This is a genomic window from Methylocella silvestris (assembly GCF_002891535.1).
In the GTDB taxonomy this organism is placed as follows: Bacteria; Pseudomonadota; Alphaproteobacteria; order Rhizobiales; family Beijerinckiaceae; genus Methylocapsa; species Methylocapsa silvestris_A.
Window position 1 is genome coordinate 23,327 of record NZ_PDZR01000032.1, and the last position, 15,595, is coordinate 38,921.

The window sequence follows — 15,595 nt, forward strand, 5'->3', positions numbered from 1 at the left end:
GGCTTTCCGACCCATCGAGCGCAAAGGCGGGTCCAGCTGCAACCAAGAGGCAAAGAATACACCGGCATAGCGCGCCCGCGACGGCGTATTCCATACTCCGGCTCCAAAGCCTCACCAATTCACCCTTTTCGCCGACCCTCTGTAAAGCGTGCGAAGATAGGCCAGTAACTCGTAGAGTTGCTCGTCGCTCTGGATGAGCGCGCCGAACGCCGGCATCGGACCGACGATGTTCTCCATGCCGATGCGGATGAAGCCATTTTTCTGCAATCCATCAGAACCCAGCGTGATCAGACGAAACAGAGTGTCATCGTCGCTTCCGTAAACCCAGGTTTCGTTTGTCAGGGGCGGACACATGCCGCCGCCGCCGTTTCCGCCGTGACAACCTGGGCAGCCCATGCCCTGGAACACGGCCTTACCGGCTTCTATCTTGTCGGGCTGCCCGGTATATGGATTATTGATGGTAGCTAAGGGCGCCGCCGTGACGACCTCAATCGGCGTTTTGCCCGTAACCTCGGATTTAGGAAGCAGCGCTGAAGGGCTTTTCTCAGGATCCGAGAGAGACGGCTGACGCTGGTTTGTCGGTCCTGCAGGCGCAGCCTCGCTTGCCGGCGCCGCTGGGTCGGCGGCGGCCGTCCCGCAAGCGAACGCCAATGACGCGACAATAAGCAACAGCTGCTTCATCATGTGTAATCTTCCCTTTCCTGTGAATTTGGCGCGGCGACGTTGCTTTGCGCCGCGCCGATGCGCCGACATCTCATTTTGTCGAGGTTTTCGCGAAGAGATCGAGCATCCGCGTGGCGGATGTCCCGCCATTCTTGGCGGCGATGTCACGCGCCGTTTCGCCATCCGCGCTTTGCATGTCAGCGGCGGCCGAGGCCTGGATGAGAAGCCCTATCATCGGCGCGTTGTCGCGCGCGGCCGCGATCATAAGCGCCGTCACGCCTTCGGCGCTGGTCGCGTTTACGTTCGCCCCTTTGGCAAGAAGCGCCCGGGCGATTTCAACCGAATTCAAAGACTGCGTCAGTTTCTGAACGCGGCTTTCCGGCGGCGGCTCGCTCGAAGCAATCATCAAAGGCGTTATCTTCTTGGCCCCGACCGGTTCATCGACTCTGGCGCCGCTGTCGATCAGCGCCTTGGCCGCGTCGTATTTCTTTTCCTCGATCGCTATGGAAAGCGGCGTGAATCCGCCGGGCGCAGGCGTCTCCACATTTGCTCCACGGGATAGAAGCAATTGAATCCCAGCTACGTCGTTCCGCAGGATCGCGTGCAATAAAGGCGTCCATCCGTCGCTGTCAGCCGCCTCGACGTCTGCCCTGTGATCCAGAAGGAATTGCGTCGTCGAAAGCGCGCCGAGGCGAACGGCGGCGGTCAGCGGCGTGTAGCCTTGAGGATCCTTCTTGTTTATGCCGGCGCCCTTGCCGAGTAGATATTCCAGGCGATTATTGTCGGACGCCAGCACCGCATTATTGAACTCGCCATCGACGTCGGCTCCATCCGCCAGCCATTCGTCGAGCTGCTCGCGCGTGATCGCGGGCCTCTCCCGGCGCAGCTTCTCCAACTCCTCCGCGGAAACCATTGGCGCGGTATAAATTCCATGCGCCTTTATCGGTCCTGGCACGAGGCAATCCGAGCATTCAACGAGAGGCACGCCATAGTCCTGAAGGATTTTTCGGATTTCGTCCCTGTGCGCATTGAGGGCGTTTTCAATGGCGTATTTGGTGATCGCATCGGTTTTACGAACGCCAATGGCGATATCGAATTCCATGGGAATGACGTTATCCATCAGATTGGTTGGCTGGATCGTCAACGGCGCGCCCTGCGCGAGCGCCCAGCCCGCGAACGGTCCCCAGACGGCCGCGACGTCGAGCTTGCCGTCGGCGACCTCCTGCACCTGGCGCCAAGGTTGATGCTCGGGCGCCAGATCGCCGTCATGAGAAACCTCATGGACATGGACATTCTTGACGACGCCATGATCGGCGAGCGACTGACGCACCGCCGAAAGTTCGTAGACGCCGATCTGGAGCGACTTCAGTCGCGGATCGGAAAGGCCTTTGAAATCGTAGCCCCGATCCGTGCGCGAAGCGAAGACATAAGTGCTGCGATAAAGCGGAAAGGTCGTGAGCGCCGACTCATAACCTGCCGGCACATTCATCAATATATCGCAGTCATTCGTCTCGAAGGTTTGGCGTGTCATGCCGCGTTCGATGTAGGGCCGCCAGAAATAGGTCGCCCTCACGCCAAGCGCCTTTGCGATGACGTTTGCGATCTTATTCTCGAATCCTTCTTCCGCGATATTCGAGAACGGCATGTTCCCGGGGTCGCCGCAGACGCGAAACGAGGAAAAATGCGCCTTGCGCGCGGCGGCTTTCGCTGCGTCGCGCTCGATCTGGCTGAATTCTTCGAAGGGTTTGTTGTTGGGCGCCGCCTGAGCGAGCGCGTGGGACGCAGGCAAGCTCCCAGACAACACGCAAAGAAGGGGGAGGAAGGAGACAGTTTTCATTGCGAAGAGAACCGTTCGCCGCTTGAAAAGAAAAAACACCCTGCTCAATGCTCGGGGACCGAGCAGGGTGTCCGGAGGAAGAGGAACGGATGTCTGCTAGGGGGCTTTGGCCTCCTTGTCCGGCACTCGGAACGTATAGAGAGCGCCGCCTTGCGGGATCTTGTTCAGTCCGATGACCTTGGTCAGAGCCGTCGAACCGATCGCGCCGAACTTGTCTTCAAGATCGAGACCCGCGACCGCCGGCAAGCCGATCCAGCCGCCAATGCCCGCGAACACGGAGACGTATTCATGGCCCTTGATCTTGTAAGCGATCGGGTTGCCGATGATGCCGGAGCCAAGCTTGCGCTGCCAAAGCAACTTGCCGGTATCGCGGTCGATGGCGCGGAAGTCGCCGTTAAGGCTGCCATAGAAAACAAGGCCGCCGGCGGTGTTCAGCGTGCCGCTCCAGTTCGGATAGGCGTCCGGCACTTCCCAGGCGGTCTTGCCTGTCAGCACGTCGAACTTCTTCAGCTTGCCCGTCACCCCCGGCTTTTCCGGATACATATAGACATTGGCGAAGACATAGACTGTGCCCTGTTGCGTATGCGTGCGGGCCTGTGGCTCATCCTCCATGCACCAATTGTTGGTCGGGACATAGAAATTAGTCGGATCCTTGGGATCGACCGAGGCTGGCTGCTGATCCTTGCCGCCCATCGCCGAGGGACAGGCCTGCGTATTGACGCCGATCTTGAAAGGTGAGTGCTCTGGCACCTTGACGGGACGTCCCGTCTTCAGATCGACCTTTTCGGCCCAGTTTACGGTGACGAATTTGTGGGCCCGCAAGAGATTGCCGTCTGTCCTGTCGAGAACATAGGCGAAGCCGTTGCGGTCGAAGTGCACGAGCGCCTTGACGGGCTTGCCGTCGACATTCGGCATGTCCACAAGGATGTTCTCGTTGACGCCGTCATAGTCCCATTGATCGAAGGGCGTCATCTGATAGGCCCAGACCACCTCGCCCGTGTCGACCTTGCGGGCGAAGATCGTCATCGACCATTTGTTGTCCCACTTGCCGGAATTGCACGCCTCATGGGTGTCTTCGCCGCAGCGCGTCGTCGGGCTCCAATTGCCGGGATTGCCGGTCGAAGCGTAAACGAGTCCGAGCTCGGGATCGTAGCTGTACCACGCCCAGGGCGAACCGCCGCCGCGCTTCCACTCGTCGCCGGGATAGCTGGAGAGGCCGATATCGTGACCATAAGTCCCGTGTTCGGGATGCGCCTTGTTGGTGTCGGGGGTCAGGCAGACGTCCTTGTCAGTGCCATTGCTCTGGCACCGCCAGGCGAGGTCGCCCGTCGCGAGGTCATAGGCCTCGAGCCGTCCACGCGCAGCGAATTCGTCGCCGCCGAATCCGACGATCACCTTGTCCTTGGCGATCAATGGCGCGCTCGTCACCGTTTCGCCATGCTCGGGAAAGGCGTGCTTGACCACCCACAGTTCCTGGCCGGTCTTGGCGTCGAGTGCAATGAGGAAGCCGTCCAGCGTATTGAACAGCAGCTTTCCGTCTGCGTAGTTCACGCCGCGATTGACCACGTCGCAGCAAGCGCGCGGCACCGCCGACACATCGCGATCCGTGCCCTTGTTATAGGACCAGACCTGGACCGGATTGTCGGGGTCAGAAAGATCAAGCGCCTGCACGATGTTTGGCCAGGCGCTGACAAAGAACATCATCGGCTTTCCGCCGACATCGACGACGACAGGCTGCCCTTCGTGTCCGCGCAGAGCTCCCGAGGACTGCGACCAGGACATCTGGAGATTGCCGACGTTGTCCTTGTTGATGTCCTTCAGTTCGCTGTGACGCTGAAGGGCGAGATTCTGCCCCATCCCAGGCCAGAGATCGGGATTCTTGCTGTTCTTTATGATCTCGTCATCTGAGCCGGCCCAAGCTACGCTCGATAGCGACGCCATCGCCAAACCGGCGAACGCCGCGCGCCAAGGTAAACATTCCCGCAAATTCATTAGCTCCTCCCAAGGCGTCACGAAATCATTGGCATTGTTTTATCAAAGCGGCCCTTCCGCTTCGCTGCCCTCGATCCGAACGACCGGAACAGTAGCGAAATCCAACATGGGCGATAGAGCCGGTTTTCCCGAAAAATCGGGAAAATATTCCCGCTTCAGAATCGGCGCCGCTGTTGTGGCGGGCGCCGCGCTCAGCTCCACGCGGAGAAAGCAAAAATGGGTTAGCTCCACACCGGAGCGCAATGGATCCGACTCAAGGCGACGACTGAAAATCAATGTCAATCCACAATGGACTCAGCCCAAACAGATTAGATTTATTCCCGATATTGAGGGACTTTTCTCTTTCTTCAAAGCCAGCATCATCGGGAGAAATGACATATAGCCCAAGATTACATTTTGATCGTGATATAATGGCAACGCTCTTAAGCCAGAATAGAACTTCATCTTTTTCCGCGTTGCGCGGAGAACGTGCTGGCTTAATGTTCCATAGCCCATTTGGAGCACCTTAGTCGAAAGTCCGCTTTCATGGCGCGGGGGGCTCGAACGAAACCGGAGGGAATGTCTCATGGACGCCAGAACAGCTAGGTCGTTCATTGTCGCCTCGGCGGTTGGCGGCGCCGCGATCGTCGGCGCTGCTCAAGCTCAGGACGCCAACACAAACAACAACGCCAGCACGGTCGTGTTGCCGGACGTTATTGTAGTGTCGCCGACGCCGGTGCCGGGCGCAAGCAGTATCGACAAGGACAAGGTTCCCGCTTTTGTATCGACTGTGACCTCGCAGCAATTCGAGGACAAGAAATCTCCCGCTGTCGCGGACGCGATAACGGCCCATGTGCCCGCCGCGATCGGGATTAACGTCGACGGGACCGACCTCTCCCCTGATCTGTTTTATCGCGGCTTCGACACATCCCGCATCTCGGGGACGGCGCAGGGACTTGCGGTTTATCAGAACGGCGTGCGCATCAACGAGGCGTTCGGCGACAGCACCAACCTCGATCTTATCTCCCCGATCGCCATCGACCGCGTCGACGTCTTCACAAACAATCCGATCTTCGGATTGAACGCGCTCGGCGGCGCCATCAATTTCACGATGAAGAACGGCTTCACCTATCAGGGTGGCGAGGCTCAGGTTCTCGGCGGTTCATACGGGCGTCTTTACGGCAGCGTGCAATATGGCAAGCAGGTTGGCGACTACAGTATTTATTTCGCCACCGACGCTTTGCGGGACGACGGCTATCGTCCCTACGGGGCGCAAAACCTGCAACGCGTTTACGCCGATATTGGCTACCGTACGCAGGATTCCGAATTTCACGCGATCGGCGCCTTCAGCCGCACGTGGCTTGGCGTTCAGGGCACCACTCCCATGGTGCTCGTGGAACAGCAGTACAACTCCGTTTTCACGACCCCGCAGACGACCAATAATCAGGCCGGCCTGGCGCAGATAACCGGTCGCTTCGACCTGACCCCGACGTGGTCCCTGGCGAGCAATTTCTATTACCGCCAGTTCGATCAATATCACGTCGACGGCAACGACGCCGATATCGCCAACTGCGGCGATCAGGGGGGCACGGACGGCAACGCTTGCCTTTCCAACGACGGCGCGTTCCACGGCCACAATCCGAATGATTATCAATTCACAAATCATGGCCAGCCCATCCCGTACCTCGGTGATGACTTCGCTTATGGAACGACGGCCTTCACCGCCACCCACACGCAAACGTTTGGCGCTCAGGAGCAGTTGACAAGCAAGGATAAAATCCTCGATCACGCCAACTACTTCGTCGTCGGCGGCAGCGTCGATCAGAGCTATACGCATTTCTCGTCGACGACGACGCTCGGCCAGCTTGATTCGAACTTCCAAAATACGTTCACGGGCTTTCCTGGCTCGCAAGCCATTCTTCAGACCGAGGGCAATGTCGGCTTCGCTCCGGTCTGGGTGCATGGGTCCGCGACCTATTTCGGCCTTTTTGCCCTCGACACGCTGAACATCACAAACGAATTCGCAGTAACTGCGGGAGCAAGGTTCAACGTCGCCAATATCGGCCTTTCGGACGTCAGCGGCCAATCTCCCGACCTCAACTCCAGCGCCAGCTATAATCGCATTAACCCGGTCGTCGGCTTCACCTACACCGCTTCGCCCGCTTTGACCTTCTACGGCGGTTACTCTGAAGCAAACAGGGCGCCGACTCCGCTCGAAAACCAGTGCTCCAACCCGGCGCTGCCCTGCGTTCTCGAGACCGCGCTTGTATCCGACCCGCCGCTGCAACAGGTGGTCTCCCACACTTTCGAGGGCGGCGCCCGTGGTGTGCTCACGATACCCAATGGCTACGGCACACTCGTTTATAACGCCGGCGTGTTTCACATCACGAGCACCAACGACATCGTCAATGAGGCGAGTGAAATCTCGGGACAGGGATACTTTACCAACGTTCCGGAAACCTTGCGGCAGGGCGCCGAACTTGGCCTCCAGTATAACTACGGCCCCGTAAGCCTTTATGCCAACTACGCCCACGTCGACGCGACCTATCAATTCAGCGGCACCTTTTCATCGCCGAATAATCCTTTCGCGGACGAAAATGGCAATATTTTCGTCCGGCCAGGCGATCGCATTCCGGGCATTCCGAGCAATCTAGGCAAGTTTGGCATTACCTATGCGGTGACCCCGCAATTCAAGGTGACGGCGGAGGCGGTCGTCGTCGGAGACCAGTATTACGTCGGCGACGATTCCAACCTCAACCCGAAACTTCCCGCCTACTATTACGTGAATCTGCGGGCCACCTATCAGGCGACCGAGCAAATCCAGCTGTTCGGCCTGATCAACAATGTCACCAATCACAAATACGCGACATACGGAACGTTTTACGGAACCGACACGAGCGGCGGGAACGTCAACGCCACTCTTTTCAACAACAATCCCGAGAATGGCGGCATCGGCGACGCCAGGGCGGTGACTGTGGCGCAACCTCTCTCCGTCTACGGCGGATTCAAAGTCACTTTTTGATCCTGGTCTGCGGCGCGGCTCATTCGGGCCGCGTCGCCATTGCCGCTTTAAGAGTTCTGCGCTTAGATCGGCGTTTGTGATGTGCTGCGATTGCCTGGCCCGCTCCGAGGCTTCCCATGTCGATCCAAAGCCGCCTCGTCGTTTCCCTTACCGTCGTCCTGATTCTGAGCCTCGCCTTTGGCTCTGTGCTCACCTATGAGCATGTTCTGGATAAGATTCGCACGGAGATGCAAGCCGCGATGTCGGTCGGGTTGCATACGGCTGGCAACGCCGTTGACGATCGTGAAGAGGCGATCGATCCGGCGAAGCGGCTGCGGCTCGTTGTCGATGATTTCAACGGCGACCGGCATCTGCGCGCGACGCTTTTCGGACCTCATGGCGAGATCCTCGCGCATTCGCAATTGCAACTCCCGGATGACCCGGCGCCAAGCTGGTTTTACCGTCTCGTCACAGCGGCGCCGCCGCTGCGGACTCAGCTCGACCTGCCGCCTGCGTTTCATTCCATCGGCGGCATGACGCTCGAGGCCGACGCCCATAATGAAGTCGCCGAGGCCTGGAGCGATTTCCGTCTCACCCTGATTATCATGGCCGTTTTCTTTGCTCTGGTTCTTGCGTTGGCGTTCTGGACCATCCGAACCGCGCTGAGTCCATTGCGCAACGTATGCGACGCCTTTTCCGGGATCGGTGGCGGCAACTATGCGACGCGCGTCGCGCCTTTGGCCTATCGAGAGCTTGAGCCGCTTCGCTACGGATTCAATATCATGGCGGCGCGGCTTGAGGGGATGACGGCGCAGAACCGCGCTCTGCACGAACAAATTGTCAATGTGCAGGAGGAAGAACGCGCGGAGCTCGCGCGCGACCTGCACGACGAGGTCGCGCCGTTTCTGTTCTCGGTCGGCGCGGACGCCGCCATGATCCGGCAGTTCCTCCAGACGGGGATGGGCGGTCAGGTCGGCCCCCGCGCGGATGCGATCTCCGACGCGGTGCGTCATATGCAGAGGCACCTAAGGGACGTTCTGCGCCGCCTTGCCCCCGGCGCTTTGCTGGATCTCGGCCTTGCCGGCGCGATAGACAATCTGATTGGTTTTTGGAAAGCGCGGCGCCCTGAATTATCCTTCGGCATAGAGATTACAGAGGAACGAATAGGGCTGCCGCTCGACGCCGTCGCCTTTCGCGTCGTTCAGGAAAGTCTCAGCAATGCGATACGGCATGGGCAACCCGCGCGGATCGACGTGCGGATCAAACGCCTTGAGCAGCGGATCCAGATCATCGTGGAAGATGACGGGATTGGCTTTTCCAAGGATCGGGAGCCGAATGGCTTCGGACTCGCCGGAATGAAGGAGCGCGTCCGTTCTGTCGGCGGAGTCGTGACCATTCGCAACCACTCATCCCGCCAAGGCGTGATTGTCGAGGCCGAAATCCCGATTGGCGGCAAACCAATTCTGGAGCGCCCGCAGGCAGCGAGCATTTCGGCGTAGAGGCGCTGGAACTGATGAGGGCGCTCGCCGCCAAAATTACGACGAACGATGATCATCCAACTGCTGCCCCGTAATTGACAAGCTTGCTCCTGGCCATAGCAAGCTTAAGCGATGTCGAAGCAAAATCACGTGCAAAATACAACAAACACGAGCGTATAGCGCAGCGATCAGGTTGAATATTAAATAAAAATGAGATCAATGAAATAATAAGGAACCATATTAACTTCTGTGTCATTATGGCGATAGCGCGGCAAAACCGAATTGGTTTTTGAGATATGTATGAAACCCGGGAAGGGCAACTTTAATGTATATTCTCTCGGTTGCCGCTTTAGTATTTGGAATTGTCCTTGGCTGTAATTTCAAGGCTTACATCCTCGCTCCCTCTTGTGCAGTCGTAGCATTGGTCACCGTGATGGCCGCCACATTTGCCGGAGAACGTTTCTTTCACGCTGCATTATACGCAGCTCTCTTTCTGACACTACTGCAGATCGGTTATTTGCTTGGCGTCATCGGCTGGTCGACCGCGATGAAGCTTCACAGGCGGAGGTCTGGACCGGCCTTGCCCTATCCGAACAAGCCCGCCGTCTAGCGCCCACGCCTTTGGAAGCGGCGTTTCCGATCAATGTCCGCCCCCCATCGATCACCTTGTCCGATCATCCGATGCGACGCCGCAAAGAAATTGCCAGCGCGCGAGGATGAAGCCGGCGAACTCGGGGCGCACTTTTTATGGCGAGGGTAGCGATAGAGCCCATTGAGATCAGATTGAATTAAACTGATCGAGAAAAATAGGCTTGGCCGGAAAGCGCTCAGCGGAGCCGGATCATAGAAATTGTGGCGGCTGTCACACTCTTTTCAAGCGCGCCAGGGTGAATAGCCCGAACGGCGCCAGCGCGCGGCGCTCCAGGAGGCGCGCGGCTGGCCGAGCCTCGATCCAACCGCCAAGGACCGCCCATTGGAATTGCGGTCGCCAGCCAAGGTGGGCGCTGCGCGTGCCAAGCCATGCCTCGAGCTTGGCGATCAGTCCCGTCTCTGCCCCGACATGGTTGACGAGCACGATTTCCCCGCCAGGCTTCACGACGCGCAGCAATTCGTCGAGCATCGCATGCGGGTCGGGCACGACGGTCAGCACGTAAGGGGCGACTACCGCGTCAAAGCTCGCATCCGGAAAAGCAAGGCGCGTCGCGTCCATGACGAGAAGGCCGTCGACATTCTGCAGCGATTTGTCGATCAGACGGCGCTGCGCTTGCCGCAGCATCGGCTCGCAGAGATCGACGCCGACGAGCCGCGTCCGCTGGTCGAACATCGGCAATTCAAGGCCTGTGCCGACGCCAACGTCGAGCACGCGCCCCATCGGGCGGTCAGCCGCCGCGACGGCCGCGAGGCGTCCGGCGCGCATGACGAGCGAAAAAACAAGATCATAGATGGGCGCCCAGCGCGCGTAGGACGATTTGACATGGCCGTTGTCGAGCGTCGCATGGGCGGCGGACGCAGCTCCCGCGCTCATCGGGCGGGCGAACTCGGAAAGATTACGACCAGTCAAAAGTGCGATCCTTCGATCGGAGTTTTTGAAGATGCGGCCCAAGTCGAGCCCGGCGCCGGAAGCGCGCTAGACGGGGACCGAGGCAGCTTCAGCGACCCGGTTCGTTGCCGGCCTGACATCGATGGCGGATTCGGTCGAGCTGATGAAGCCGCCGCCGAGAACGCGGGCGCGCGGCTGATCAGAGGCGTAAAAGACGCAGGCCTGGCCGGGCGAAACGCTGTCCTCGTCATGCACGAAGTCGACATGCGCGCCGCCGTCCCGCACATAAAGCCGGCCGGCGACGGGCGGCCGCGTCGAGCGGACCTGCACGAAAATATCGGCGCCTTCGCGGGGGAGATCAGCGAATTCGCCGTCGCCAATCCAGTTCACGGCGCGCAAATGCGCGCGGCGCGTCGCCAGCGCCTCGCGCGGACCGACGACCACCCGCGCCGCCGCCGCGTCAAGCTTTATAACGAAAAGAGGTTCGCCGGCATTGGCCTCGCCAAGGCCGAGGCCGCGCCTTTGGCCGATGGTGTAATGAATGACGCCGGCATGGCATCCGAGCACGCGGCCGTCGATATGTACGATCTCGCCGGGAACGGCTGCGCCCGGCGACAGTCTTTCGATCAGATCGCTGTACTTGCCCTTCGGCACGAAGCAGATGTCCTGGCTGTCCGCCTTGTCCGCAACGATGAGGCCGAACCGCCGCGCCAGCGCGCGAACGTCGGTCTTGGTCATGTCGCCGAGGGGAAAGCGGAGCATCTGCAGCTGGCGGCGCGTGGTGGCGAACAGGAAATAGCTCTGATCGCGGCGGCCGTCGAAAGCGCGATGCAAAACGCGTTCGCCGGCTTCGTCGCTGCGGGTTGAAACATAATGTCCGGTCGCGAGGACGTCCGCGCCGAGGTCGAGCGCGGTATCGAACAGATCGGCGAATTTGATCTCGCTATTGCAGGAGACGCAGGGGATCGGCGTCTCGCCGGTCGCATAGCTATGCGAGAAGGGATTGATGACTTTTTGGCGGAACCGCTCTTCGTAATCGAGCACGTAATGCGGAATTTCGAGCCGGGCGGCGACAAGGCGGGCGTCCTGAATGTCCTGGCCGGCGCAGCACGCGCCTTTGCGGTGGACCGCCTCGCCATGATCATAAAGCTGCATGGTCACGGCAATTACGTCATAGCCCTGCTCTTTCATGAGCGCGGCGACGACGGAGGAATCAACTCCTCCGGACATGGCGACAACGACGCGCGTCTCCGCAGGCGGCTTCGGCAGCCCCAGCGAATTCAGCTCGCGCCTGCCTTCGGCCGCGGCCGGTCCTGGCGAATGATTTGTGCTCATGATCGCCGTGGCTTGCTCCGCTCCCGACAGCGCGCCGCGCGCGCCTCACTCCCCGCGCCGCAATTTGCCCCAGGGCGGCGGGCCGCCTGACCATAATCGCGACCTGCCAAACCCATGCAGAAGCCACGGCTCCTCTCATGCGTCAACCAAATATAATGATCGGCGGTCTATGTGCAAAGACCTCGTTTGCCGCGGCGCGAATCGTTTGCTCGGCCGCCGCCCCGGCGGCCGGGTTCCTCTGCGTCGCTTGCAAGCGTAAAGGACGGAAGCGTTCCAAGTTGAGACGATCGAAGCAATCTTTGCTAGCTATAACGCGCAAATCAAGGCCAGTAATCAGAAATCATTAATAAAACAACGCCGTCGGCTTAGGCAAATCTTAAAACACGCCGCCTATGTTCGGCTCGATCTGATTTGTGATCTGAAGTTCCGTGAGTTGCAGACATGGCCGAACCGAGCCGTCATCGCGCAAAATATGTCATCGGCCCCGATGGAAGTCCTTTGACCTTGGCCGATCTACCGCCGTCCAGCACAAAACGCTGGGTGATCCGACGCAAGGCAGAGGTCGTCGCCGCGGTTCGCGGCGGCCTGCTCTCGCTGGAAGAAGCGTGCAATCGCTATACTTTGACCGTCGACGAATTTCTATCCTGGCAGATGTCGATCGACCAGCACGGACTTGCCGGATTGCGTACGACGCGGATTCAGCAGTACAGGGCCTGAATCACGACGATACGGGACTGGATCAATCCAAAATCACGAAAGTGATCGATTCCCCATCAAGTGCAGACTGCCCAGCACGGCGCCGCGCCCTTTCCTCAAAAATGCTCGGGGGCTCTGGCCGCTTCTTCTTCGTCGAGCCGGTTTCGCATGATGAATGGCAGCTGGGCGAAGGTGAATAAAAGCACCAGAACGAACAGCCCGGGGAATTTGAAGGCGACCCAGACGTCGTTCGATTGCGTGCGCCAGACGATCTCATTGAGCCCGGCCAGCACGAGGAAAAAACCCGCCCAGCGCCAGGTGAGCAGCCGCCAGCCACGTTCGCTGAGGCTCATCGCATTGTCGAACAAGATCGGCAGCACGGGGCGGCCGATCATCATACCGATCAGCAGCGCGGCGCTAAAGCAGATGTAAAGGATCGTCGGCTTCATCTTGATGATGGTCGCATCATGCAGATAAAGCGTTAGCCCGCCGAAGGCGATGGCCAGCACCGCGGTGATCAGAGGAACCGCCGGAATGCGCCGCGTCATCGCATAGGAAACGGCGAGCGCCGCGAGAACGGCGACGATCAGCACGAAGGTCGCAGTAAAAAGACCCGCTTGCTCGCCCGCCAGCAGCGCGGCCGGCAAAAACGGCGCGACCAACGGATGAAACAGCTGCGGCCGCGCATTGGCGAAGAAGAACAGAGCCAGTGGGCCGACTTCGAGGCCAAGCTTCAGCAACGGATTTCGTGGCGCGCCCCGCCCCTGGCCAACGATCGACGGGCGCTGATCGGAAAGCGGCTTCTGCATTTCGTTCATGCGTCCAGGATCCATTGCGTTGCGTATCGGCTCCGGTTTTAGAGCATTCGCGCAAATAATGGAGCTTTTTCGTACCCGCCCGCTTTTTCGCGTGACGAACCGGCGGAGGCCTCCGGCAAACGGAACGGCATTGCGGTTTCAGGAAGAAGCGCACGAGCCGCGCGTGTAACTGATCGCAGCTCTCGTCGAGGCCGCATTCGGGGGTTGCGTGCTTCGGCATCCAGATCATCCGCGCGCTTCTCCGACGAGCCTTGCTCGCCGAGCCGAGACCTCTGTGTCTTTCGTCTGAGGATGGTTGGTTTCGTCTGGCCGGTCGACGCCGCTTTTGCGATGACGCATGCCGAACATCAACGTCGCCGATCTTGCTGTCGCACCATTCGCCGAACTGCCTGGATCAGCTGTTCGACAAAGTCGGTGGCGGCCAGCTTGGCTTCGCGTCAGAGCCTGTGGAGGGCCATCTTGGACGCTGAACGCTCATCGCGCCGCAAGGGTGATCTCAGCTGTCTCAGCGCCGGACGCCGACACGACCTCGCGAAGCAAGATTTGAGCCCGGGAGACGCCCCGAAGACGGCAGAAATCGCGGATGCAGGCGTTAAGCACGCCGTCCCGTGCATCGTCATCAAGCTCTGAGAGGGGAATAATTATGAGCGTCGGTTGGTTAGACTGCATGGCTACCCTCAGAGGGTGGAACTTGAGCGGCCCGAAACGCGGCCAGCGAAATCACGTTGACGCCCGCGCCAACCGATTTTGCCTTGCGATTTCTTCTGTTCCGCTTGCGGCATAATGCGGCGACCCAAGCGGTCATGGCGCCGGCGACTTTCCCAGCTTCGGCGTCGCCATTCTTGGCTTTAACCCCGATGCTGAAGAGCGACTGCCGCCAACCCCGGATCAAATGGGCGTCGAGATAATTCTCCAGATCCGGATCGATCACGAGATTGGCCTTGCGCGCAATGAATGGGATCAGATCCTGAGTCATTTAAGTCCCCCTTCGACATGCTCCAACGAGCACGCCAAAGCGCCGTGACGAGCGAGCCGGTTGATATATGACGAATTAACGCACTTCGTAGTTGTTAGTTGCGCGCATCCGTTTTATTTCTCGCGGCCTGAGAAAAAACTTCGCCTCTCGATGCAATGACGACAGCTCTTGCGGTTCAGACTCGAGCCAGGGCGATAGGTGATGAGTTCGCGCAAGTCCTGACGGCGGCGCTATCTGAATGTGTCGGGCAAGAACCTGCCGATCGCGCCGCCCGTCTCGCGGCGGGTCTTATTGTGGCGACATGGACCGTGGCCTTTATCGAGGCTCACCTGACCTTTCGACCGAGTCGAGGTTCAAGGGAAGCGAAAGCCGCCTTTCTCGCCTTCGTTGATCAGGAACCATCGGCCTGAAAGCCGCGCTGGCAGGCGCCTTACGCCTGAGCCATCAACTCCGGCCTGCTCTCATTGAGCGCCCACAGTCCCGATGCGCATCGGGGAGCTTTCCAAGGGAGCGGGAGATCAACTCATGCATGCGTAATTGCGAGAAGCGCGGCGCCATTCCCCAAGCTGTCTGTGAGAAAATATTTATCGGCAGGATCCGGACGCGACTGGGGGCTGCTTTATCCGCTACGCAAAATTTGGCGCGAACTAATTAAGGGATTCGACCTCCCGGCCCCAAACCTTGCAACAATGAGTTGGCGCACCGGAAAGGATGAAACTGGGCACTCCTATGTCATTGTTTGTGCTTTGTGATTTCTGTACACGCGATCTGCGCCAGAGGCGAAACCGTCGCTTAGCCCAAAAGCGCGACAGCGGCGAACCAATCCTGGAGCGATACTCATAGCTCCGTCACTATGACGCTGTTAGTAACGCGATGGATCAGCACGCCGTCGTTCGTCAAATCGCACAGCTGTTAAATGGCGGCGTCACGCGCGGTCGCAGTACAAGGCTGGCGCAGCTCATGGGATCGAGCGTGGCAACGATCCGGTCGTGGGTGCGGCCGGTTCGAGTGAAGAACGCAAGCGCGCCATGAATCCATCGGCCCGGCGCACGCTTTTCCTGCCTCTGGCGCTTCATCAGGAGGGCCACGATTTGGATAGGCTTCGTCGCACAGCGTGTCGATTGGAGCGTCACTATTTTGGTAACGAGGATGATGGACTTGCCCCGGAAAAATGGAGAGGTTTCCTGAGATTTGAAAGGAAACCGCGATGGGGAAGCAGCAGCGCCGTTTCACGGCGGACTTTGAAAAGGAAGCTGTGCGGCTGGCGACGACCAGCGGTC

12 protein-coding genes are annotated in these 15,595 nt (G+C 59.3%); 5 read left to right on the forward strand and 7 right to left on the reverse strand.

What is annotated here, in order from left to right; all coding sequences use genetic code 11:
* Positions 1 to 111 precede the first annotated feature (111 nt).
* The 3 genes from CR492_RS18685 to CR492_RS18695 all read right to left on the reverse strand — a co-directional run bounded on the left by CR492_RS18685 (position 112) and on the right by CR492_RS18695 (position 4,357).
* On the reverse strand, positions 112 to 684 hold the full coding sequence (locus tag CR492_RS18685; protein WP_102845251.1) for a c-type cytochrome: 573 nt from the start codon (positions 682 to 684) through the stop codon (positions 112 to 114).
* 70 nt (positions 685 to 754) lie between these two features.
* Positions 755 to 2,452, reverse strand: coding sequence for a quinoprotein dehydrogenase-associated putative ABC transporter substrate-binding protein (locus CR492_RS18690; protein WP_245412169.1), 1,698 nt, complete (start codon positions 2,450 to 2,452; stop codon positions 755 to 757).
* A 144-nt stretch (positions 2,453 to 2,596) separates the two neighbouring features.
* Positions 2,597 to 4,357 carry a methanol/ethanol family PQQ-dependent dehydrogenase gene (locus CR492_RS18695; protein WP_245412170.1) on the reverse strand — a complete coding sequence of 587 codons (1,761 nt, stop codon included), beginning with the start codon at positions 4,355 to 4,357 and terminating at the stop codon, positions 2,597 to 2,599.
* 22 nt (positions 4,358 to 4,379) lie between these two features.
* Between CR492_RS18695 and CR492_RS20885 the strand changes: the two genes are divergently transcribed.
* From CR492_RS20885 to CR492_RS18715, 4 genes are all read left to right on the forward strand, one after another.
* Positions 4,380 to 4,874, forward strand: a complete 495-nt coding sequence (locus CR492_RS20885; RefSeq protein WP_180982619.1) for a hypothetical protein — start codon at positions 4,380 to 4,382, stop codon at positions 4,872 to 4,874.
* 183 nt (positions 4,875 to 5,057) lie between these two features.
* Entirely contained in the window at positions 5,058 to 7,493 is a 2,436-nt protein-coding gene (locus CR492_RS18705; RefSeq protein WP_102845244.1) for a TonB-dependent receptor domain-containing protein, read from the forward strand.
* Positions 7,494 to 7,609: 116 nt separating this feature from the next.
* On the forward strand, positions 7,610 to 8,971 hold the full coding sequence (locus CR492_RS18710; RefSeq protein WP_102845245.1) for a sensor histidine kinase: 1,362 nt from the start codon (positions 7,610 to 7,612) through the stop codon (positions 8,969 to 8,971).
* Positions 8,972 to 9,275: 304 nt separating this feature from the next.
* Positions 9,276 to 9,560, forward strand: a complete 285-nt coding sequence (locus tag CR492_RS18715) for a hypothetical protein (RefSeq protein ID WP_102845246.1) — start codon at positions 9,276 to 9,278, stop codon at positions 9,558 to 9,560.
* Positions 9,561 to 9,812: 252 nt separating this feature from the next.
* On the opposite strand, the gene CR492_RS18720 is transcribed toward CR492_RS18715, so the two are convergent.
* Positions 9,813 to 10,475 (reverse strand): class I SAM-dependent methyltransferase, encoded by a 663-nt coding sequence (locus CR492_RS18720; protein ID WP_102845253.1) that lies wholly within the window; start codon positions 10,473 to 10,475, stop codon positions 9,813 to 9,815.
* Between the two features lie 102 nt (positions 10,476 to 10,577).
* On the reverse strand, positions 10,578 to 11,825 hold the full coding sequence (mnmA, locus tag CR492_RS18725) for a tRNA 2-thiouridine(34) synthase MnmA (protein ID WP_180982618.1): 1,248 nt from the start codon (positions 11,823 to 11,825) through the stop codon (positions 10,578 to 10,580).
* Between the two features lie 441 nt (positions 11,826 to 12,266).
* On the opposite strand from mnmA, the gene CR492_RS18730 reads away from it, so the two are divergent.
* The gene (locus CR492_RS18730) at positions 12,267 to 12,542 is read left to right on the forward strand and encodes a DUF1153 domain-containing protein (protein WP_012590951.1); all 276 of its coding nucleotides are present in this window, start codon (positions 12,267 to 12,269) and stop codon (positions 12,540 to 12,542) included.
* A 95-nt stretch (positions 12,543 to 12,637) separates the two neighbouring features.
* Here CR492_RS18730 and CR492_RS18735 read toward each other — a convergent pair whose 3' ends face one another.
* Positions 12,638 to 13,339, reverse strand: a complete 702-nt coding sequence (locus tag CR492_RS18735) for a septation protein A (protein ID WP_102845247.1) — start codon at positions 13,337 to 13,339, stop codon at positions 12,638 to 12,640.
* 658 nt (positions 13,340 to 13,997) lie between these two features.
* Complete coding sequence (locus CR492_RS18745) at positions 13,998 to 14,315, reverse strand: hypothetical protein (protein ID WP_102845249.1); 318 nt, start codon at positions 14,313 to 14,315, stop codon at positions 13,998 to 14,000.
* Positions 14,316 to 15,595 lie beyond the last annotated feature (1,280 nt).